We start from the raw sequence: 22,280 nt of genomic DNA, 5'->3' as shown, positions 1-22,280 counted from the left end.
TAACATGGGAAATGAAAAAATTGTTTTAGCATATTCAGGTGGTTTAGATACTTCAGTTTGTATTAAATGGTTACAAGAAAAATATAACTACGATGTGATTGCACTTTGCCTAGATCTAGGTGAAGGGAAAGATGTTGAAGCGGTTCGTCAAAAGGCGTTAAATTTAGGAGCAATTAAGTCATATATGATCAATGTAAAGGACTTATTTGCAAAAGACTATATTGTACCGGCTCTAAAAGCGAATGCATTATATGAAGGAAAGTATCCACTATCATCTGCGCTATCAAGACCTTTAATCGCAAAACTATTAGTCGATGTAGCAAAGCAAGAAGGTGCAGTTGCAGTTGCACATGGTTGTACTGGAAAAGGAAATGATCAAGTTCGTTTCGAAGTTTCAGTAATGGCCTTGAATCCGAATCTTAAAGTAGTGGCGCCTGTTCGTGAATGGGGCATGACACGTGATGAGGAAATTGAGTACGCACATGAAAATGGTGTTCCAATTCCGGTCGATTTAGATAATCCATTTTCAATTGATGCGAATATTTGGGGAAGAGCTTGTGAAGCAGGTGTATTAGAGAATCCGTGGAATGAAGCACCGGAAGAAGCTTTTGATTGGACGAATGCCATTAAAAATACTCCGGATGTTCCTGAATATATTGAAATTGAATTTTCAAAAGGTGTACCTGTAAGTTTGAATGGCCAGCCTATTGAGCTAGTTCAACTAATTGAACAATTAAACGGTATTGGTGGAAAGCACGGTGTTGGAAGAATCGACCATATTGAAAATAGATTAGTAGGCATAAAATCACGTGAAGTATATGAAAATCCAGCAGCGCTAATCTTAATCAATGCGCATAAAGAATTAGAGTTCCTTACATTACCTCGTGAGGTAACAAATTTTAAAGTAAGTATTGAACAACAATTTTCAAAAATGCTTTACGATGGATTGTGGTATTCACCTTTAATGGGTGCTTTGGATGCGTTTGTAAATACTACACAAGAAACAGTAAGTGGTATTGTTCGTGTGAAATTATTTAAAGGCACTCATACAGTAGTCGGTAGAAAATCGGAAACTAGTCTATATAATGAAGAGCTTGCAACCTATTCAAAAGGTGATTTATTTGATCATAATGCAGCGGTAGGCTTTATTAAACTATGGGGATTACCAACAAAGGTATATAGCGAAGTTACACAGAAAAATACAGTTTTAAGTAAATAAAATATAGGGTGGATGAAGGAGGCAGTTATGTCAAAACTTTGGGGTGGACGTTTTACGAAGGAGACAAACCAATTAGTAGAAGAATTTACGGCATCAATTGAATTTGATCAAATAATGGCTAAAGAAGATATAGCGGGTAGTATCGCACATGCAACCATGCTTGGAGAATGTGGCATAATTGAAATCAATGAAGCTGAACTTATAATAGAAGGTTTAAATACTATATTAAAAAAAGTTGAGAAAAATGAGGTTCAATTTAGCATTGAAAATGAAGATATTCATATGAATATCGAAAGTATGTTAATTGAAGAAATCGGTCCTGTAGGTGGAAAATTACATACAGGTCGTAGTCGAAATGATCAAGTTGCAACGGATATGCATCTATTTTTAAAAAATAATACGTCCTCCATTATTGATTTAATTGAAGAAGTTCAAAATAAAATCGTTATGCAAGCAAAAAAGCATGTAAATACAATAATGCCTGGATATACACACTTACAAAGAGCTCAGCCTGTATCATTTGCACATCATTTACTTGCGTATTTTTGGATGCTTGAGCGTGACAAAAGCAGATTCAAAGATAGTTTAAAACGAGTGGATATTTCACCATTAGGTGCAGGTGCATTAGCTGGAACAACATTCCCAATTAACCGTCAACGTACCGCTGAATTACTTGGTTTTAGTGATATCTATCATAATAGTTTAGATGCAGTAAGCGACCGTGATTTTATCGTGGAGTTCCTTTCTGATTCTTCATTACTTATGACACATATTTCTAGACTATCAGAGGAATTTGTCATTTGGTCTAGTCAAGAATTTCAGTTTATTGAATTAGACGATGCTTTTTGTACCGGCTCTAGTATTATGCCACAGAAAAAAAATCCAGATGTTCCAGAATTACTTCGAGGTAAAACAGGGAGAGTTTATGGCAACTTAATCGGATTATTAACTGTTTTAAAAGGACTGCCTTTAGCATATAACAAGGACATGCAAGAAGATAAAGAAGGTATGTTTGATACTGTTTATACTGTTGTAGGAGCACTGCGATTACTTTCGGGAATTATTGATACGATGAAAGTAAACGAAAATCGTATGTATGAAGCAGTTAAAAATGATTATTCAAACGCTACTGATCTTGCTGATTACTTAGTTCGAAAAAAAATACCATTCCGACAAGCTCATGAAATCGTTGGAAAAACGGTTCTATATGCTATAGAAAATCATAAATTTCTTGGGGAATTAAAGCTTGAGGAATTTAAGATGATTAATGAAGTGTTTGAAGAAGATATTTATCATACATTAAATCCAAAAACGGTTATGGAAGCAAGAATTAGTGAAGGTGGAACTTCTACAAATGAAGTTTGGAAACAAATAATGAAAGCGGAAGAGTGTTTCAGCGTTACAACGAATATGGTATAATTTCCCTATTGAAAGCGTCCAATTTCTTTGGACGCTTAGTGTGTAGACAAAATACAAAAAACTTGAGTTTCAGACTGATTGCAAGCGTTTGTCTTTCGAGGCGCGAAGTCTGGTGAGGAGCGGAGTTACCTTAGACGGTAATGAGCACCGCAGAAAGGCGAAGCAACGAAGAAAGCGAGCGTTTGTCAACAGTCTGAGCGTCCAATTTCTTTGGACGCTTTTTTGTGCTTCTAATTATTAATAATTTTCTATTCATTATGCAAATACTAGAAGTAGTTACTATAAAAAGGTAGGTATGATATGAGTAAGCAAGAAAAAAGTAGGGTATTTAGAGCATCAGAAGGTATAGCACATGCTGTTTTTGTAATGATCGGTATCGGGTCTTTGCTTGAGAGTATTGGGAAAATTTTTCATTTTGAATCTTTAATGACGATCGGATTATCAACTAAGTTATTAATGGCACCAGCTATTGGTGCAGGTATAGCCGTTTTATTAGGATCAAGTACATTAATCATTTTTTCTGCAATGTCTGCTGCAATAATCGGTTCCGGGGCTTTATTAATGGTAGATACGGCAATGACCATTAAAATGGGTGAACCAGTAGGAGCGTTATTATCAGCTTTAGTTGCAATCTTGATTGGAAAAGCTGTTCAAGGTAAAACAAAACTAGATTTAATGGTAGTGCCTTTATTTGCCATCTTAATTTCAGGTTTAGTTGGATTATATTTATCAAAATGGATTTCTCCACTCTTAATAGCGGTTGGGAATTTTATTAAAGGTTCAACAGAAGGTTCACCAATTATAGCTTCAATTGTATTAGCAGTCGTTTGGGGGATTTTAATTGTTTCTCCTGCTTCCTCAGCTGCATTAGCAATTGCATTGAATTTAGATGGACTTGCTGGCGGGGCTGCCTTAGCAGGATGTGCAGCACAATTTGTTGGTTTAGCTGTTATCTCAGCAAGGGAGAATGATCCAGGAAGTATTCTTGGTTTATTAATCATTACCCCTAAATTACAGCTACCAAATGTAACAAGGAATATTAGGATACTCATACCGACCATAGTTGCAAGTGCTGTGGCAGGACCAGTATCAGCTTTTTTATTTCATATTGAAGCACCAAAAGAAATCGCTGGGTTAGGGTTATGTGCATTTGTTGCACCAATGAATTTATTAGCTTCTTATGGAAGTGCAGTTATTATACCAATGATTGTTACCTATGTATTAGTCCCAGGAATCGTTTCGTATATTGTGTACATATTCTTAAAACAAGCGAATATGATTAAAGCTGGAGAGTTGAAAATATTATAAAAATAGAACAATATCTCTGCTGAATCAAGATGTTGTTAATGATTGATGATGTGCAATTAATAATACGAAAACTGCAAATAAAACTGAGAAAGAGCAATTAAGACTGGCACATCTGCAATTAAAAAATCCCAAACTGCAAATATAATAGGGAAAACTGCAAATAAGGGCTCCCTAATCATGAGTAATTAGAGTGAAACCTACTAAATTCAAAAGATAACGATACATTGATTGTGAATCGACTAAAACAAAACGAATACAATAAAAAACCTTGAAACAGTTACTTCTCCAAAAAAGAAAATGAGTACTATTAACAGTACTCATTTTTGTTGTTCATTGACTACTTATTAAATTACACTTTTATCGATCCATAAAAAATAACTTCAATCCAATTCCTGTAAAAATAGCGCCTTGTGCTAGATTGATAATTTTAGATGATTTATCATTTTGTAACAGTTTTTCACCTAAGCTACCTGCAAAAACAGCTATAATTGAAAATGCAAGGAGAGTTAATACCATAAAAGTTAAACCTAAAACGATCAGCTGTAGAGGAACTGAAATACCGTCTTTTTCTATAAATTGAGGTAAAAACGCTAGAAAGAATAACGAAACCTTTGGATTCAGTACATTCATTAAAAATCCACGACGATATAAGGTTGGTAATGTTTGTTTTTTTGGTTTTGTGAATGAGCCAACTTCATTACTTGAACGGAACGCTTGGTAAGCTAAATAAAGTAAATAAAAAGCACCTAAGTATTTTAAAATGGAAAAAGCGATATCTGATTTATACAAGATGGCAGATAATCCGATTGAAGCAGCTAGTGTATGGATTGTAACTCCTGAACAAAGACCACATGCAGTTGCAATTCCTTCTTTTTTTCCATATGAGATACTTTGAGCCATAACAAAAATATTATCTGGTCCAGGTGCTATAATTAATAATAAGGACACACCTATATATGACAAGTAAATCGTTAAATCCAATGAAATACCTCCTATCCATTTATTGTTTATTTTTATAATACTTTAACATGAAAAAGACAGGAAAAGTCGGTAAAGATAGGTAAAAAATGATTTTAAAGGAGAGGTTAATGTGAGCGAGAAGGAAAAAATGATAAATGGTGAGATGTATTTGGCGTGGGATGATCAATTAGTTGAAGAAAGAATTAATGCTCGACGTTTGACACGTGAATATAATTTAACGCTAGAAACCGAAAACAGTAAAAGAGAAAGTCTATTAAAACAATTATTTGGTTCGACGGGTGAATCTATAAATATTGAACCTACCTTTAGATGTGATTATGGATACAATATTCATGTAGGTGAAAATTTTTATGCCAACTTTGATTGTGTCATCTTGGATGTTTGCCCGGTTTATATTGGCATAAATTGTTTTATGGCATCCGGTGTACATATTTATACCGCTACACATCCACTTGATCCAGTTGTGAGGGCTAGTGGAGCGGAATTTGGTAAACCAGTTACGATTGGTGATAATGTTTGGATTGGTGGAAGAGCGATTATAAATCCAGGAGTAAAGATTGGACATAATGTTGTCATCGCATCTGGTACTGTTGTAACAAAAGATGTTCCTGACAATGTAGTCGTTGGAGGTAATCCTGCGAGAATTATTAAGGATATTAAATAAGAGAAGCAAAAGTCCTTTTTATAAAAGCTTAAGCGAGTAGGTATTTCTTTTAATGCTGGAAATGGAGGGCTACATGATTTATTTTTTCATTTGTATATTACTAGGTTTTTTACTGTTAGTTTATATGTTCATAGAGGCGCATCAAAATATAGTAAGAAAACATGAATTTTCTTTCTCAAATACGCCACTTGAAAAGCCAATTAGACTATTTTTTATTTCAGATATTCATAGAAGAAAAATTAATTCTTCTATTATAAATAAAATGTCTAATCAAGTTGATCTTGTCATAATTGGTGGTGATCTTTTAGAAAAAGGAGTGCCTCTAAAAAGAATTGAACAAAATATTCAAAAACTAAGTAGTCTCGGAAAGGTCTTCTTTGTTTGGGGAAATAATGATATCGAAGTCGAAAAGAAGGATATAGAGAAAATATTTAAAAAATGGAATGTAGTTGTATTGAAAAATTCATCTGTTACGGTTAATCATTTACAAATAGAATGGTCACTGATTGGAGTAGATGATTTGAAAACTGGGAAGGTGGATCTTGATCTTGCATTTCAAGATGTTATACAAAATGTATTTAAGATTTTAGTTAGTCATAATCCAAGAGCCTTAAAGTTACTAAAGAAAGAACAAGGAGTTTCTCTTGTTTTAAGTGGTCATACACATGGAGGCCAAATAAGGATTTTCGGATATGGTCCTTATGAAAAAGGTAAAACGCATGTGTATAAGGGGATAACTCAAATAATAAGTAATGGATATGGTACTACGACTATACCACTTAGATTAAGTGCTAGGCCGGAAACGCATTATATTGTTATTAAGAGTATATAAAGTCATTAGGAGGAGATACATTCGTATCTTCTTTTTTTTATTAGAACTTTTTTCATATTTTTCTTTGTAAAAAAATATGAACGACAAATAAATATGAAAATTTAGTTAAATTAGAGGGTTGTAATAATTATTAGTAATTATTTCTAATCTTTTCTTTTTTTTTATTAAAAAATGCAAAATTCGCCCAAATAAAAATTGTCTGAAAATGACGTTTTATAAAGCTTTTTAATGAAAAGTTCTATAAATAGGATCAATTATCTGCTTTTTTTTATAGTTTATTTGATGAATTACCCCAATTTACGATGTCGATTACTAGCGATAAAATAAAAAAAAAGAAAGAGAATTGTCAAAAGTCAAAAAAATAAAAAAATGGGGGAGAACAGGTGAGTAAAAGAAACTTTAAAATGAGTTTAGCTAAAACAACGATCAGTGCGCTGGTTGTGGGCTCGATGATTCCATTTAACGTACTAGCAGCTACACCAAATGCGAGCACAGAAAAAACGGTCATGGGTTCACTGGCACAAAACACAAGCACACCAGACTTAACAGCTGAGCAAATTGCCGCGTTAAAGAACGTGTCACCAGAAAGTGGTGTAAAGATTTCGCCAAAAATTGATACGACAAGCTCAAAACCAGTTAAGGTTATTGTCGAATTTGCACAAGCGCCAGCAAAAATAAGTGTACTGCAAAAAGCAGTGGAGGGCGAAAAAACGACATTAAGCGCAGAAACTAGCGCAGTTAACTCGTCACACGCTACATTCAAATCATTTATAAAAGGGTTAAATAATAGTGCAAGTAAAACGAATGCAGTAAATGCAGTATCTGCATTATCTGTTTCACCAAACGAAGTATCTAACGAAACATCCGACCAATCTGGGGATGCAACCGCTCAAATTACGCGTGAATACACACATGCATTAAACGGGGTGGCAATGACACTACCAGGTAACTTAGTTGAAAAATTATTTGATTCTGGTGTAGTAAATCGTGTATTAAACGATGACTTAGTAAAGCTTGACCCAAGTGAACTGAAAGCTGCTGCTGAAAGTGAACAAGGTGGGAATAATTTAGCAGAAAATTATATTCCATTACCAGGAATTGAAGATTTGCATAAAGAGGGCACTACTGGAAAAGGAATCAATGTAGGAGTTATCGATACAGGAGTTGACTACAATCACCCAGATTTAACAGACGTATATAAAGGCTACCGTGCAAAAAGTGGTGAAGATGCAAGCAAAATCGATCCAACGACAGTTAAAGGTTGGGATTTTGTTGATAATGATGCCGATCCTATGGAAACTACAATCGATGATTGGATAAAAGCTGGCAAACCTGAAAGTGATGAACCGTATTACACGTACCACGGAACACACGTATCAGGTACGATTGCTGCTCAAGCGAAAAATAATGTAGAATTCCCAGCTCAAGGGGTTGCACCAGGCGTGAACTTGTATGACTATCGTGTACTTGGTCCTTACGGTACAGGGTATACAGATGGGATTGTAGGTGGAATTGATAAAGCAATAAAAGATGGTATGAAAGTGATCAACTTATCTCTTGGAGCACCAGTTAATAATCCGTTATCAGCTGAAGCTGTGGCAATTAATAACGCAACCCTTGCAGGTGTAACATGTGTTATTTCAGCAGGAAACTCTGGTCCAGGTGAAGGGACACTAGGTACACCAGGTGCATCAGCACTTGCCATTACAGTTGGAGCAAGTGATTTCCCAGTTAGTATTCCAATTGCGTCAGCAAAAGTTGGAAATGAAACATTTACTGACTTCAAGTTACTTGGAAAAGGATACAATGATCATGTGGCAGATTTAGAGAACAAATCGTATCCAATCGTGGATGTTGGTTTAGCACAAGCAGCTGATTTTAAAGATGCGAACGGCAATCCAATCGATTTAACTGGAAAAGTTGCACTTATTACACGAGGTACAATCGCGTTAGCTGAAAAAATTACAAACGCAGCGAAAGCAGGCGCAGTTGCAGCAATTATGAGTAATAATATTGATGGGGACATTGATGCTTACTTAGCAAGTAATGATGGCTTTATACCAACATTCCGTATGACAAAAGCTGACGGTGAACGTTTACGTAGTGTAGAAGGCACAAATACAATCACCTTTACGAATGTAAGTACAACAAATACAGAAGGGAACCACTTGGCAAGTTTTAGTTCAAGAGGACCAGTCGCTGCAACATATGACATTAAACCAGATGTTGTTGCACCAGGTGTATCGGTATACTCAACTTATCCATTTTTCGTTCATAGCCCAGATAAAGTAGATTATAGTAACGCGTATTCTCGTATTTCAGGTACATCGATGGCGTCGCCACATGTGGCAGGTATTGCTGCACTAATCTTACAAGCCCATCCCGATTATACACCTGCTGATGTGAAAGCAGCGTTAACAAACACTGCTGGAAATCTAGACGGCAATTATTCTGTATACGAACAAGGTGCTGGTTTAGTCAATGTAGTGAAAGCAGTAAAACGTGATGTGAGTTTTAAAGCACAAGACACAACTGCAAACATTGATAGTAACGGTAATAGTGTGAACTTGAATTACGAAAAAGGTTCATTAACGTTTGGCGCAGTGTATAAAAAAGACGGTGCGGTCAATACGAGTAATCGAACAGTGAAAGTAAAAAATCGAGGAAACTCTGACAAAACGTTTGATATCTCTACAACTTTCATTAAACCAAATGCAACAGTTAGTGACGCAACTAAAAACGGCATTACGGTGACAACTAGTTCACCATCACTAACAGTAAAAGCAGGTGAAACAACGAACTTTACAGTAACTTTGAATCTGCCAGATACGGCGGAATATGGCCGATACGAAGGTTATTTGAACATTGTTAATCATGACGACCCAAGTGAGACGTATCGCATGCCATTGGCTGTTCGCTCGGTAGAAAAAGGACTTGGCAATTTACTAATGGATGTTCCGGCAGCCCCGACTCGACAACCGGTAATCTATTCGGACTTCAACGGAAACCCAGGTCGTCAACTAAAGTTCCGATTCAACAGTCCAATGAAGTATTTCTGGATTGTGATTTATGACAAAGACGGAAATCCAGTTGGTGCAACAACGGATTCCCCATTAAATGTGAGTAGTGTTCAAACCGATATTGATTATGTTGTAGGCTTTGACCCAAGCACATACTATCCGTTTATTGGAGATCCAAAACTCGAAAAAACAAATATGTTCACAAAAGCAGCATTACCGGAAGGGCAATATACGTTAAAAATGCGTACAACTGATACGACTAACATGTATGCAAAAACGTATGAAAAATCACAACTGTTTGTGGTGGACAACACGCTACCGACGTTAACCTATAAAGACCATGCACCTGGCGTGTACGAGTTAGAAGACAAAGATTTTACCGATGAACAACAAAATGGCAACATGTACAACGCATTCTGGGTACACACAAACCTATCGGATGAAGGGACAGCGAAACTTGCTCCACTTGGGTTAACGCAGTCAGCAAATATTTTATGGTACTATCACAATAGTGTCGGGGAACCAGAAGGCGATTTCCCAGTTGAAGCAAATGGCGATGCAAAATTCGGAATTGAAAAATCCGATATCGAAAATGGACCAGCAACAATTACGTTAATGCCAATGGATGCAGCACATAACGTGGAGCTTCTCAATGATTTCCATGAGTACGGGTTTATCAAAAAAGGATCACCGTATATGGTGCCGACGTATGACAAACAAAAAGTTACCTTAAACGATACAATCACGATGACGTTAAACTTAAACAACGTGAAAGATATGATGTCAGGTACTTTTAAATCAGCATACTACCATAATTATCTTGAGCTACAAGGCGTAACAGTCAACCCAGCATTCCAAAAGTGGGCAGACCAAAACGGTGTAAAGGTGAATGTAGATACACCAGTGAAAACAGCAGATGAGGTTTACCCTGGTCACGTGACAGACATCAATGTTGGGGCACATTTAACAGGTGGATCAGACTTTAAAGGATTCAATGGCGATAGTCCATTTTTAGATGTGACATTCAAAGTGACAGATGACATGTGGGATATTATGTATTCGAAATTGACACCAGATGATGACATGACAAAATTTAGCATGACACAATACGGCACAGATGAAACAAAAGAAATTACAGCATTTAGCCGATTAAATCAATTCCAAATCGTTCCGACGCATTCACAAGTGCAAACGTACGTGAAACTTCAAGGGCTTAAAAATAACTTCACAGCGAAGTTGGATAGCATTGGCGCAAAAGGGTACGCACAACTACCGGACGGAACGAAAATACCAGGTACAATTGATAGTTATGGCTACATTGATATCAAAGGCATTCCACTTTCAAAAGATCCAATCAAGTTCATTGTGGAAGGACCAGGACACTTAAAGAGCATACAGTCTATCACACTTGGTAAAAAATCGCCATGGGGTGATGATCTTGGAGTGTATAAATACATCGGAGGAGCTCAACCGTACGGAGCAGCTGGTGATATAAACGGCGACGGTGTGATTGACGTTCTTGATGCGAAGCGAGTATCTGATAAAATGGGTCAACAAGATAGTGTAAACTACCCAATAGAAGATTTAAATAAAGACGGTATTGTTGATAGTAACGACATGCAGTTTGTCGCGACTAACTTCGGTAAAACAAATCCAGAAGCAACGATTTTACCAAAAGAAGTTATGAAAGTTGACGGTAAAGACTTGTATGCTACAGAAATCTTCAATAAGGCTAAGGTTTATAGTAATGTAAATACGTTCAAAGTTGATTCGAAAAAAGCTAATTCAGTTACACTTAATTGGTTAGCTGTAGATCCTGCCGGCAATTGGGGTGGATTGAAAATTCAACAGCAATCAAGCAATGATGGTATCACGTGGCCAACTACTTGGACAGATGCAAAACTGGATACACCAATCACAGTTAGCTCAACTAGTGCGAAAGTGACAGGATTAAGTGATAGTACGTACTACCGTTTTAGATTGGTTGTAATGGGTGGATTGAATGGAACACTTAACAGTGGATATTCAAACGTTATTCAGATGACAACATTACTATTAACACCAACTATTGACGTAATTGATGATAATGATACAACGATTACTGGTAAAGCAAATACGAATGTCAATATTGTTGTGAAAAATAATAGTACTGTAGTAGGTACAGGAAAAACGGATGCAAGCGGAAACTATAGTATTCAAATTAAACCACAAAAAGCAGACAGTGTATTAACAGTTAGTGCTAGTGATGCATCTGGAAATCAAAGTGAACAAGCATCGATTGTTGTATTAGATCGTACAGCACCAGACGCACCAATTATTAATACAGTTACGAAAAAAGATCAAAAAATCACAGGTAAAACAGAAGCAAATGCGACGGTTGCTATAAAATTCAACAATGTAGTGACTGAAGTACAAGCAGATCAAAATGGGAACTTCAGTTTAGACATACCTCATAAAAACTATGGCGATTACATTGGATTGGTAATCTCTGTAACTGCAAAAGATGCTGCAGGAAATGTGAGTGCTGCAACTGAAACAGTCATTTTAAACAAATAATAAAAACGGGGAGCCTCTGTGAATGAGGCTCTCTTTTTTCGTCCAAATCTCATAAATAGACTACTAGAAAAACAAACTTGGTAAAAGAAGTTTCCTATATAAAAAAGGTATTTTGCAGTTTTATGGCGAATTATTAATATTGGGTATTTTTTTGTTTGGAGGTTAAAAAATGAAAAAGGTTTTAGTATTAGGTGGGACAAGATTTTTCGGAAAACGACTTGTTCATAAATTAATCGATAAAGGCTATAATGTTTCAATCGCAACAAGAGGACTAACAGAGGATGACTTCGGAGATCGAGTAAGTAGATTTATAATCGACCGACGAAATCCTGAAACATTAGCTAGTTTAAGTAATCTAAAATGGGACCTTGTTTATGATAATATTTGTTATACTCCAAATGAAGCGAAGGAAATTTCTAAACTATTAACGAATCATGTTGGAAGATATATTTTCACTTCGTCTTTAGCGGTTTATGAAACGGGATTAAACCATGTTGAAACTGATTTCGATCCTTACAATTATCCTATTAAGTATAACAATGATAATGAATATTCTTATGCGGAAGGAAAGCGTCTTTGTGAGGCTGTTTTATATCAAGAAGCAAATTTCCCAGTGTATGCGGCTAGATTCCCAATCGTATTAGGACCGGATGATTATACTAAGAGATTACTCTTCCATATTAATAAAATTTCAAAAAATGAAGAATTAATCATATCTGATTTAAACAAAGAGATGACCTTTATCGATTCTGATGAAACTGCAGAGTTTTTACTTTGGTTAGGGGAAAATGAATTGATTAAAAGTGGTCCTTTTAATGCGTGCGCTAATGGTGAAATAACATTTCAAGAAATAATAAACATGTGTGAAAAGGAAACGGGAAAAAAGGCTATTATTAACTCTAATGGTGCAGTCGAACATCAATCACCTTTTGATGCTTATAGCGATCAATCATTGAGTAATGAGAAAGCTAAAAAAGAAGGGTTTCAATTTTTAGAAGTACATGATTGGATGAAAAAATTAATTCATCATTATAGTTCACTATAAAAAATTCATAAAATGTTCAAAGAATAAAATTCCGAATTTCTGGAATTTCCAGGTTTTCGGAATTTTATTGAAGTGAAATTCCGGAATTTCGGAAAAAACACATTAAAAATATTGAAAATTATAAATTAACTTAATATTATTAGAATTATAAAATAAATATTTTGTGTGAAGGCACTGTCCTAAAAATATACACAATCGGTTTTAGTACGATCCATTAATAACTTGGCACACTATTTGCTTATATAAAAGCAGAAGGACATTCTGTGAAAGGAGCTAAATACAGTAAATAGTGGAGTTCAAATTGAAAAATGAATTTGAATGAAAGCGTTATCAAAAAGTGCCAATACGTAAAGATAACAAGGAGGTTATTATGGAAATCTTAATTATTTTATTAGCATTAGGACTTTTAATGTTTGTTGCTTATCGTGGGTTTTCTGTTATTTTATTTGCACCAATTTGTGCTTTATTTGCAGTACTTTTAACTGAGCCAAGTTATATTCTTCCATTCTTTAGTAATATTTTTATGGAAAAAATGGTTGGTTTCATTAAGCTATATTTCCCTGTATTTTTACTTGGTGCAATTTTTGGTAAGATCGTTGAAATGTCTGGAATTGCAGAATCAATCGCAAAAACAATTATTCAATTAGTTGGAGCAAAAAGAGCGATTTTAGCGATTGTATTAATGGGGGCAATTTTAACATATAGTGGAGTAAGCTTGTTTGTTGTTGTATTTGCTATTTATCCATTTGCTGCAAACTTATTCCGAGAAGGGAATATTCCAAAACGATTGATTCCTGGAACAATCGCACTTGGTGCGTTTACATTTACGATGGATGCCTTGCCAGGTACACCACAAATTCAAAATGTTATTCCAACTACATTTTTTAAAACAGATATTTATGCTGCACCATTTCTAGGTATTTTAGCTGCTGTTTTTGTACTTGCAGTTGGTCTTTGGTACTTAGAATCAAGACGTAAAAAAGCAGAAAAAGCAGGTGAAGGTTATTTAGGATTTAATGAAGAACTAGCTGCTGCAAATGAAACTCAAACAGAAGTTCCTTCATTAACAACAAATACTCCTACACCAGTTTTAAAACAGATTCTAGCATTTGTTCCACTATTATTAGTTGGATTTTCAAATAAATTTTTTGTTGTTTCATTCCCTAAATGGTATCCGAATGGATTTGACTTTAAATCAATCGGACTAGAAGCTTTTGGGGTAGTTCAAATTCCTGCAGTTGTTGGTATTTGGTCAGTTGAATGTGCTTTAGTTATTGGGATCCTTTCAGCGTTGATCTATGGCTTTAAGAATATGCGTACAAATCTAAAGACAGGTATAAATGCAAGCATTGGTGGAGCACTTCTTGCTTCTATGAATACTGGTGCTGAGTATGGTTTTGGTGGAGTAATCTCTGCTTTACCTGGATTTGGAATGGTAAGTAAAGGAATCTCTCATACATTTACGGATCCATTAGTAAATGGAGCTGTGACAACTACAACTTTAGCAGGAATTACAGGTTCTGCATCAGGTGGTATGGGTATTGCACTCAGTGCAATGTCAGATAAGTATATCGAGGCAATTAATAAATATAATATCCCGCCGGAAGTAATGCATCGTGTTATTTCGATGGCATCAGGTGGTATGGATACTTTGCCTCATAATGGTGCAGTCATCACATTATTAGCTGTAACTGGATTAACTCATCGCCAGTCATATAAAGATATTTTTGCAATAACAATCATTAAAACAGTTGCAGTATTCTTAATCATTGCAGTATTTAAACTTACAGGACTTGTTTAAGAATGTTAAACTACTAATCTTACTTTTGAAGGGAGCAAAATAATGGGCAAGAATAAGGTAATTACTTCAGTTGAAGAGGTTGTTTCACAAATTCATGATGGAGCTACGATTATTGTCGGTGGCTTTGGTCTTTGCGGTATTCCTGAAAAAATGATTTTAGCATTACGAGATAAAGGGACAAAGGATTTAACAATCGTAAGTAATAACTGTGGAGTAGACGATTGGGGTCTTGGTCTTTTATTAGCAAATAAACAAATTAAAAAGATGGTTTCTTCATATGTTGGAGAAAATAAAATTTTTGAAAAGCAGTTCTTAAGTGGAGAACTTGAAGTAGAGCTAGTTCCTCAAGGTACTTTAGCTGAACGTATTCGTGCAGGCGGTGCTGGAATCCCAGGATTCTACACAGCAACAGGTGTAGGTACACCAATCGCTGAAGGAAAAGAGCATAAAGTATTTAATGGAAGAACGTATTTATTAGAAGAAGGGATCGTAGGAGACTTTGCATTTGTAAAAGCGTGGAAAGCTGATAAACAAGGCAATCTAATTTTTAGAAAAACTGCTCGTAACTTTAATCCACTTGCAGCGATGGCTGGAAAAATTACAATTGCAGAAGTTGAAGAGGTAGTAGAAGTTGGAGAACTTGATGCTGATGCAATTCATACGCCAAGCATTTATGTACAACACGTATTCCACGGTGAAACATACGAAAAACGAATTGAACGTAGAATGACTACAGGAGTATAGGAGGCTAATAACATGAAAGATATTCGTCAATTAATTATTCAAACTGCGGTTAAAGAAATTCAAGATGGTATGTATGTAAACCTTGGAATTGGACTACCTACTTTATTAGCAAACTATCTTCCAGAAGGAATTGAAGTAATGCTACAATCTGAAAATGGTTTGCTAGGTATTGGACCATACCCATCAGAAACTGAAATAGATGCTGACTTAATCAACGCAGGTAAAGAAACAGTAACTGCGGCTAGAGGAGCTTCATATTTTGATAGCGCTGAATCTTTTGCGATGATTAGAGGAGGTCATATCGATTTAGCTATTTTAGGTGGTATGGAAGTCTCTGAAACTGGCGATCTGGCAAACTGGATGATTCCAGGAAAAATGGTAAAAGGTATGGGCGGTGCGATGGACTTAGTAAATGGTGCTAAGAAAATTGTCGTTGTCATGGAACATGCAAATAAATATGGTGAAAGTAAAGTTAAAAAAGCATGTACTTTACCGTTAACTGGAAAAAGCGTAGTCCATAGGCTAATTACTGAATTAGCAGTATTTGATTTTACAGAAAATGGAATGGTTTTAGTAGAATGCGTTGGTGGAGCAACCATTCAAGAAATTACTGAAAAAACAGAGGCTACATTTACAATTAGTCCGAAGTTATTAAATAACGTGAACTAATCTTTAAAAGGAGGCAAACAAATGCAGCAAATGCTTTCTGAGAAGGTTGCACTGATAACTGGTGCCGGTAGTGGAATTGGTTTTGAAATTGCTAAAACCTTTGCAGAGCAAGGAGCAACAGTTGTCTTAACCGACTTAAATGAGGAAAATGTTCAAAAGTCAGCTACTTCATTACAAGAGCTAGGGTTTAATGCGATCGGTTATGCATGTGATGTTACAAATGAAGAACAAGTAGTTGACACGTTTCATAAAGTAATCGATCAATTTGGTGAATTACATATTTTAATAAACAATGCTGGGTTACAATACGTTTCATCAATTGAAGATTTCCCTACTGAAAAATTTGAATTACTTATTAAGGTCATGTTAACTGCACCTTTTATTAGTATCAAACATGTATTTCCAATTATGAAAAAGCAAAAATATGGTCGCATTATTAATATGGCTTCGATCAATGGGTTAATAGGATTCGCTGGTAAAGCTGCTTATAATTCTGCGAAGCATGGCGTTATTGGTTTAACAAAGGTTGCTGCATTAGAAGGGGCAAGTGATGGTATTACAGTCAATGCAATCTGCCCGGGCTATGTGGATACACCTTTAGTTCAAAACCAGTTGGCTGACTTAGCAAAATCAAGAAATGTACCAATTGAAAGTGTAATTGAAGAAGTAATTTATCCATTAGTACCTCAAAAAAGATTACTTACAGTAAAAGAAATTGCAAATTATACAGTATTTCTTGCTAGTGAATATACTGGTGGGGTTACAGGCCAAGCGAATGTAATAGATGCAGGATATACAGTTCAGTAGGATAAGTGCGAAAGGGTTGTTTTGAGCAGGGGGAGATTCCTGCTCTTATCCTTTCTAGTTCCTACTACTTTAAGTGAGGTATGGTATGAATAGTATGTTAGAGAGTCTTCCTTTTGAATGGATTTCCGAGATTATTAATCTTGCAACTGAGTGGATTGTTGTCGTTAACCGTGAAGGAAAAGTTTTGTATATGAATGAATCGTATTGTGAGTTTGTTGGGCGTTCTGCTGATGAAGTGATTGGTATGCCTGTAGAAGATGTTATTGAAAATTCTAGAATGCATATAGTCGCTAAAACCGGTCAGGCAGAGGTAGCGGAGATCCATCCAATAAAAAATACAGAAATGGTCGCAAATCGTTATCCACTGTATATAGGTGAAGAATTAGTAGGTGCTGTCGGAACGGTAATGTTCCGAAATGCGCAAGATTGGATTGAGTATTCTAAAAAAGTAGAACCTCTAGTAGAAGAATTAAACTATTATAAAAGGAAATTTGAGAAAGAATTAAATAGTAAATATAAATTCAATCAAATAATTGGTGATACGCCGGTCTTTAACGCTGCAAAAAATTTGGCAGAGCAAGTATCTGCAAGTTCATCTGCAATCTTACTTTTTGGGGAATCTGGTACAGGTAAAGAATTATTTGCACATGCAATACACGATGCTAGTCCAAGAAGGAACTTTCCATTTGTACGAGTAAATTGTGCTTCAATTCCAGAGCATTTACTAGAATCAGAGCTTTTTGGTTATGAAGAAGGTGCTTTTACAGGTGCAAAAAGAGGCGGGAAAAAAGGGAAATTTGAGATTGCGAACCGAGGAACGATTTTCTTAGATGAGATTGGTGATATGTCTTTGCATATGCAAAGTAAATTACTGCGAGTACTTCAAGAAAGAGAGATTGAAAGAGTTGGTGGAAGTTCTCCTATTTCCATTGATGTAAGAGTCATTGCCGCTACGCATCGAAATCTTGAGAAGATGGTAGTATTAAAAGAATTCCGCCAGGATCTGTATTACCGCTTAAATGTAATTAAAATAGACATTCCTCCACTTAGATCAAGGATAAATGATTTACCTCTCATAGCAGATTCATTAATAAAAAAACTCGAAAGGAAATTTCATCGAAACGGAATTCAAATTTCAAATGAAGTTTTTCAAATTCTTAAGTCACATCATTGGCCAGGAAATATTCGAGAACTAGAAAACGTACTAGAGAGATGCATAAATGTCCTAAATGGTAAAGTGATTACACCAAAGCAATTACCTCTTTATTTATATGAAAATCCAACCAATCAAAAAAATACAGTCGAATTCGAAAAAAATGCTTCTCAATTAAGCAATCAAAATTCCTTAAAATCGTTAAAAGAAATGATTGAAGAGACCGAACAGGAAGCAATTAAGAGAGCTCTAATTGAAACTCAAGGTAATAAAATTGAAGCTGCTAAATTATTAGAAATAAGCAAGTCAACTTTTTATGAAAAATGTAAAGCTTATAACATAAAAAATTAAAGAATTTCATGTAGTTTGGTTAATTAGGATGAAATAAAAAGGGGGAAATAAAATGAGTGAGAACGTTGTAATTGTTAGTGCTGTTAGAACTGCAATCGGAAGTTTCAGTGGGACATTGAAAGATGTAAGTGCAGTAGAATTAGGCGCTAAAGTTATTAAAGAAGCGATTAATAGAGCCGGTATTCAAGAAAGTCAGGTTGATGAAGTCATAATGGGAAATGTACTTCAGGCTGGTTTAGGTCAAAATCCAGCTAGACAATCAGCATTAAAGGCAGGACTTCCAAATACTGTTTCAGCAATGACAATAAATAAAGTTTGTGGTTCTGGATTAAAATCAGTCCATTTAGCGACTCAAGCAATTATAGCAGGAGATGCTGACATTATAGTTGCTGGCGGTATGGAAAATATGAGTCAAGCTCCTTATTTACTTAAAGGCGCAAGAGATGGATATAGAATGGGCGATCAAAAGATTGTTGATAGTATGGTTGCAGACGGACTATGGTGTGCGTTTAATGATTATCACATGGGAAACACAGCTGAAAACTTAGCAGTGCGTTATGAAGTTTCTAGAGAAAAACAAGATGAGTTTGCAGTAAATAGCCAACAAAAAGCTGAGAATGCAATTAAGGTTGGTAAATATGAAGATGAAATTGTTGCGATTGAAATTCCACAACGAAAAAAGGATCCAATCATTTTTAAAGATGATGAGTATCCGAAATTTGGTGCTACAGTAGAGAAAATTTCGTCACTAAGACCAGCCTTTGAAAAAAATGGAACAGTTACAGCAGCAAATGCCTCAGGTATAAATGATGGCGCAGCAGCAGTTGTATTAATGAGTGAAAGTAAAGCAAGAGAACTAGGTATTAAACCATTAGTAAAAATTAATGCAAATAGTAGTGCAGGCGTTGATCCGAGCATAATGGGAATTGGAGCAGCATTTGCAGCTAAAAAAGCACTTGAAAAATCATCGATTGAATTAAGTGAAATAGGCTTGATTGAAGCGAACGAAGCATTTGCTGTGCAATCGCTTTCTGTCATGAAGGAATGCGGTTTTGATGAAAATATTGTCAATGTAAATGGAGGTTCGATTGCACTTGGACATCCAATTGGTGCGAGTGGCACTAGAATACTAGTTACCTTGATTCATGAAATGAAGAGAAGAGAGACACAGTACGGTCTTGCAACACTATGTATTGGTGGCGGAGAAGGCGTTGCAACAATTATTGAAAATTGTTTTGAATAAATAATAAGTAAAAAGCGGTAGGACTCTTATTATGAGACCTACCGCTTCATTGTGTAGATAAAACCCAAAAAACAAAACCAAAAAATCTGAAGGTGTTAGATAATTCTTACTGAAATAACACCCTCAATATCTTTTAACAACTGTTCAACTGGACCATTGATCGTTTCATCAAGGTCAATCATTGTATAAGCAAAAGCACCTTTACTTCGGTTAAGCATGTCAGCAATATTTACTTGATATTTTGCTAATAATCCTGTAATTTGACCGACCATATTTGGAATGTTTTTATGTGCAATCGTAATACGTTTTTTCCCTGTATAAGGTAATTCTACATTTGGAAAATTAACGGAGTTCTTTATATTACCTGTCTCCAAATAATTTTTTAATTGTTTAGCAGCCATTCGGGCACAGTTTTCTTCTGATTCAGTTGTTGACGCTCCTAAATGAGGTATTGGAATGACATTCTTCATTCCAATCACTTTTTCATTTGGGAAATCTGTCACATAAACTCCTACTGTCCCGTTATTCAGCGCATATTCAAGCGCAACATCATCTACTAATTCAGAGCGTGAAAAATTAAGTAATCTTGATCCCTTTTTCATTCCTGATAAAAGTTTTTCATTCACAAATCCTTTCGTTTCAGGTGTTAAAGGCACATGGATTGTTATATAATCGCATGTTGAAAAAATCTGTTCCAAATTATCGATTCGTTGCACATTCCTAGATAATCGCCATGCAGTTTCGACTGAAATATAAGGATCATACCCATAAACTTCCATATCTAAGGCAAGTGCATCATTTGCTACGAGTGCACCAATTGCTCCTAAACCAATAATACCTAATTTCTTTCCTGCGATCTCTGCTCCTGCAAATTCTTTTTTACCAGCTTCTACAATTTTGGATACATTTTCTTCACCAAATAAAGAACGAGTCCACTCAATTCCTTCAATAATTCGACGTGAAGAAAGGAATAAACTTGTCAGAACTAGTTCTTTAACTGCATTTGCATTTGCACCAGGCGTATTAAATACAACAATACCTCTTGAAGTACATTCATCAATTGGAATATTATTTACACCAGCACCAGCTCTTGCGATTGCTTTAACACTGCTAGGTATGCTCATTTCATGCATACTATGGCTTCTTAAAAGAATTCCATCCGGTTCATTTAATTCATTGTTAATCTTATAGTTTTCCAAAGGAAATTCTTTCATTCCGTGCTCAGAAATATTATTTAATGTTTGAATTTTTATCATCTTACAATCTCCTCTAATATTTTCTTTTCAAATTGACTCATAAAATGAACTAATTTCTCAACACCTTCTAATGGCATCGCATTATAAATACTAGCGCGCATTCCCCCAACAGATCGATGACCCTCAAGATTCACCAAGCCAGCTGAATTTGCCTGAGCAAGAAATTGTTTATTTAATTCATCAGAAGTTGATGTGAATGGAATATTCATAAGTGATCTATTCTCTTTTTTAACTGGTGAAGAGAACAAGTCAGATTGATCGATAAAATCATATAATAATTGAGCTTTTAAAAGATTCGTTTGATAAATACTATTTAAACCACCTGATTCTTTAATCCATTCTAAAACTAGCATCGCTACATAAATGCTAAAGGTAGGAGGTGTATTATAAAGTGAAGAAGCTTCTACATGTGTTTTGTAGTCGAGCATTGTTGGGCAGTTTTTATCTGCACTTCCAATAAGATCATCTCTAATGATGACAATTGTTAACCCTGCTGGACCGATGTTTTTTTGAGCTCCAGCGTAAATTAAACCGAATTGTGAGACATCAATTGGTTCAGAAAGAATATTTGATGAAAAGTCTGCAACTAATGGAGAATTTGTTTTAGGGTAAGTAGAGTATTTTGTCCCCTCAATCGTGTTATTCGTTGTAATATGTAAATAATCGTAAGGTTCAAATAGGGCTAAATCTTCTAAATTAGGAATATATGAAAAATTTTCATCCGCAGAAGAAGCAATAACATCAACATCTCCATATTTTTTTGCCTCAGAGATTGCTTTCTTTGACCAAGTTCCTGTATTAATATAAGCAGCTTTTTTATACTTACATAATAAGTTAAATGGAATCATTGAAAACTGAGTTGATGCTCCACCTTGTAAAAATAACACTTTATAATTTGATGGAATTTCTAAAAGTTCACGTAATAAGCTTTCACTTTTCTTAATAATTCCTTCAAATTCAGCCGAACGATGACTCATTTCCATAACTGACATACCAGAAGTACCGTAAGAAACAAGTTCTTTTTGTACTTTTTCCAATACTGGAACAGGCAAGACAGATGGACCAGCGGAGAAATTAAAGACGCGTTCCATAATAATCATCCTCACTTGTTAATTTTTTAATATTCTTACTTTAAACCACCGATATACGTTGGTCAATAAAAGATGAAATAAAATCATAAAAATTTCACAAAAAATTTTAATTTTCGAACTA

16 protein-coding genes are annotated in these 22,280 nt (G+C 35.3%); 13 read left to right on the top strand and 3 right to left on the bottom strand.

Translation table 11 applies throughout. The annotated features are described in order from the left end of the window. Window positions 1–4 precede the first annotated feature (4 nt). From COI44_RS10115 to COI44_RS10105, 3 genes are all read left to right on the top strand, one after another. Window positions 5–1,219 carry an argininosuccinate synthase gene (locus tag COI44_RS10115; protein WP_098427807.1) on the top strand — a complete coding sequence of 405 codons (1,215 nt, stop codon included), beginning with the start codon at window positions 5–7 and terminating at the stop codon, window positions 1,217–1,219. A gap of 27 nt (window positions 1,220–1,246) precedes the next feature. After that, window positions 1,247–2,638: an argininosuccinate lyase gene (argH, locus tag COI44_RS10110; RefSeq protein ID WP_098427806.1), complete on the top strand. Its 1,392-nt coding sequence runs from the start codon at window positions 1,247–1,249 to the stop codon at window positions 2,636–2,638. 300 nt (window positions 2,639–2,938) lie between these two features. Next, window positions 2,939–3,946 (top strand): PTS sugar transporter subunit IIC, encoded by a 1,008-nt coding sequence (locus tag COI44_RS10105; RefSeq protein ID WP_098427805.1) that lies wholly within the window; start codon window positions 2,939–2,941, stop codon window positions 3,944–3,946. A 357-nt stretch (window positions 3,947–4,303) separates the two neighbouring features. Here the strand turns inward: COI44_RS10105 and COI44_RS10100 are convergent, their stop codons facing one another. Then, on the bottom strand, window positions 4,304–4,927 hold the full coding sequence (locus COI44_RS10100; protein ID WP_098427804.1) for a LysE family translocator: 624 nt from the start codon (window positions 4,925–4,927) through the stop codon (window positions 4,304–4,306). A 127-nt stretch (window positions 4,928–5,054) separates the two neighbouring features. Here COI44_RS10100 and COI44_RS10095 point away from each other — a divergent pair, with 127 nt between their 5' ends. The 10 genes from COI44_RS10095 (at window position 5,055) to COI44_RS10050 (ending at window position 19,812) form a co-directional block, all read left to right on the top strand. Then, window positions 5,055–5,591, top strand: a complete 537-nt coding sequence (locus tag COI44_RS10095; RefSeq protein ID WP_098427961.1) for a maltose acetyltransferase domain-containing protein — start codon at window positions 5,055–5,057, stop codon at window positions 5,589–5,591. 73 nt (window positions 5,592–5,664) lie between these two features. Then, complete coding sequence (locus tag COI44_RS10090) at window positions 5,665–6,423, top strand: metallophosphoesterase (RefSeq protein WP_179887071.1); 759 nt, start codon at window positions 5,665–5,667, stop codon at window positions 6,421–6,423. Between the two features lie 383 nt (window positions 6,424–6,806). Beyond that, the gene (locus COI44_RS10085; protein WP_098427802.1) at window positions 6,807–11,999 is read left to right on the top strand and encodes a S8 family serine peptidase; all 5,193 of its coding nucleotides are present in this window, start codon (window positions 6,807–6,809) and stop codon (window positions 11,997–11,999) included. Between the two features lie 169 nt (window positions 12,000–12,168). After that, a complete protein-coding gene (locus COI44_RS10080; RefSeq protein WP_098427801.1) occupies window positions 12,169–13,044 on the top strand; it encodes an NAD-dependent epimerase/dehydratase family protein in 876 nt (291 codons plus the stop codon). 370 nt (window positions 13,045–13,414) lie between these two features. Beyond that, window positions 13,415–14,845, top strand: coding sequence for a GntP family permease (locus COI44_RS10075; RefSeq protein ID WP_098427800.1), 1,431 nt, complete (start codon window positions 13,415–13,417; stop codon window positions 14,843–14,845). Window positions 14,846–14,887: 42 nt separating this feature from the next. Continuing rightward, window positions 14,888–15,589 (top strand): CoA transferase subunit A, encoded by a 702-nt coding sequence (locus COI44_RS10070; protein ID WP_025568519.1) that lies wholly within the window; start codon window positions 14,888–14,890, stop codon window positions 15,587–15,589. A gap of 12 nt (window positions 15,590–15,601) precedes the next feature. After that, window positions 15,602–16,258, top strand: a complete 657-nt coding sequence (locus COI44_RS10065; RefSeq protein ID WP_098427799.1) for a 3-oxoacid CoA-transferase subunit B — start codon at window positions 15,602–15,604, stop codon at window positions 16,256–16,258. A gap of 30 nt (window positions 16,259–16,288) precedes the next feature. Next, window positions 16,289–17,065 (top strand): 3-hydroxybutyrate dehydrogenase, encoded by a 777-nt coding sequence (locus tag COI44_RS10060; RefSeq protein ID WP_098427960.1) that lies wholly within the window; start codon window positions 16,289–16,291, stop codon window positions 17,063–17,065. A gap of 85 nt (window positions 17,066–17,150) precedes the next feature. Next, window positions 17,151–18,569 (top strand): sigma-54 interaction domain-containing protein, encoded by a 1,419-nt coding sequence (locus COI44_RS10055; RefSeq protein WP_098427798.1) that lies wholly within the window; start codon window positions 17,151–17,153, stop codon window positions 18,567–18,569. A gap of 52 nt (window positions 18,570–18,621) precedes the next feature. Next, a complete protein-coding gene (locus COI44_RS10050; protein ID WP_098427797.1) occupies window positions 18,622–19,812 on the top strand; it encodes an acetyl-CoA C-acetyltransferase in 1,191 nt (396 codons plus the stop codon). 95 nt (window positions 19,813–19,907) lie between these two features. Here COI44_RS10050 and COI44_RS10045 read toward each other — a convergent pair whose 3' ends face one another. Beyond that, entirely contained in the window at window positions 19,908–21,068 is a 1,161-nt protein-coding gene (locus COI44_RS10045; RefSeq protein ID WP_098427796.1) for a phosphoglycerate dehydrogenase, read from the bottom strand. After that, on the bottom strand, window positions 21,065–22,159 hold the full coding sequence (gene serC, locus COI44_RS10040) for a 3-phosphoserine/phosphohydroxythreonine transaminase (protein WP_098427795.1): 1,095 nt from the start codon (window positions 22,157–22,159) through the stop codon (window positions 21,065–21,067). Before serC ends, COI44_RS10045 begins: the two co-directional genes overlap by 4 nt. Between the last annotated feature and the right edge of the window lie 121 nt (window positions 22,160–22,280).

The organism is Bacillus sp. AFS088145 (assembly GCF_002564465.1).
Lineage (GTDB): Bacteria > Bacillota > Bacilli > Bacillales > Bacillaceae_G > Gottfriedia.
The sequence above is the reverse complement of the archived record's forward strand: the minus strand, read 5'-3'. Positions and strand labels throughout refer to the sequence as shown.

Excerpts from the sequence above, each read along its gene's own strand:
- COI44_RS10115 (WP_098427807.1), top strand. The coding sequence starts at position 5 with ATGGGAAATGAAAAAATTGTTTTAGCATATTCAGGTGGTTTAGATACT.
- argH (WP_098427806.1), top strand. The coding sequence starts at position 1,247 with ATGTCAAAACTTTGGGGTGGACGTTTTACGAAGGAGACAAACCAATTA.
- COI44_RS10105 (WP_098427805.1), top strand. The coding sequence starts at position 2,939 with ATGAGTAAGCAAGAAAAAAGTAGGGTATTTAGAGCATCAGAAGGTATA.
- COI44_RS10095 (WP_098427961.1), top strand. The coding sequence starts at position 5,055 with ATGATAAATGGTGAGATGTATTTGGCGTGGGATGATCAATTAGTTGAA.
- COI44_RS10090 (WP_179887071.1), top strand. The coding sequence starts at position 5,665 with ATGATTTATTTTTTCATTTGTATATTACTAGGTTTTTTACTGTTAGTT.
- COI44_RS10080 (WP_098427801.1), top strand. The coding sequence starts at position 12,169 with ATGAAAAAGGTTTTAGTATTAGGTGGGACAAGATTTTTCGGAAAACGA.
- COI44_RS10075 (WP_098427800.1), top strand. The coding sequence starts at position 13,415 with ATGGAAATCTTAATTATTTTATTAGCATTAGGACTTTTAATGTTTGTT.
- COI44_RS10070 (WP_025568519.1), top strand. The coding sequence starts at position 14,888 with ATGGGCAAGAATAAGGTAATTACTTCAGTTGAAGAGGTTGTTTCACAA.
- COI44_RS10065 (WP_098427799.1), top strand. The coding sequence starts at position 15,602 with ATGAAAGATATTCGTCAATTAATTATTCAAACTGCGGTTAAAGAAATT.
- COI44_RS10060 (WP_098427960.1), top strand. The coding sequence starts at position 16,289 with ATGCTTTCTGAGAAGGTTGCACTGATAACTGGTGCCGGTAGTGGAATT.
- COI44_RS10055 (WP_098427798.1), top strand. The coding sequence starts at position 17,151 with ATGAATAGTATGTTAGAGAGTCTTCCTTTTGAATGGATTTCCGAGATT.
- COI44_RS10050 (WP_098427797.1), top strand. The coding sequence starts at position 18,622 with ATGAGTGAGAACGTTGTAATTGTTAGTGCTGTTAGAACTGCAATCGGA.
- COI44_RS10045 (WP_098427796.1), bottom strand. The coding sequence starts at position 21,068 with ATGATAAAAATTCAAACATTAAATAATATTTCTGAGCACGGAATGAAA.
- serC (WP_098427795.1), bottom strand. The coding sequence starts at position 22,159 with ATGGAACGCGTCTTTAATTTCTCCGCTGGTCCATCTGTCTTGCCTGTT.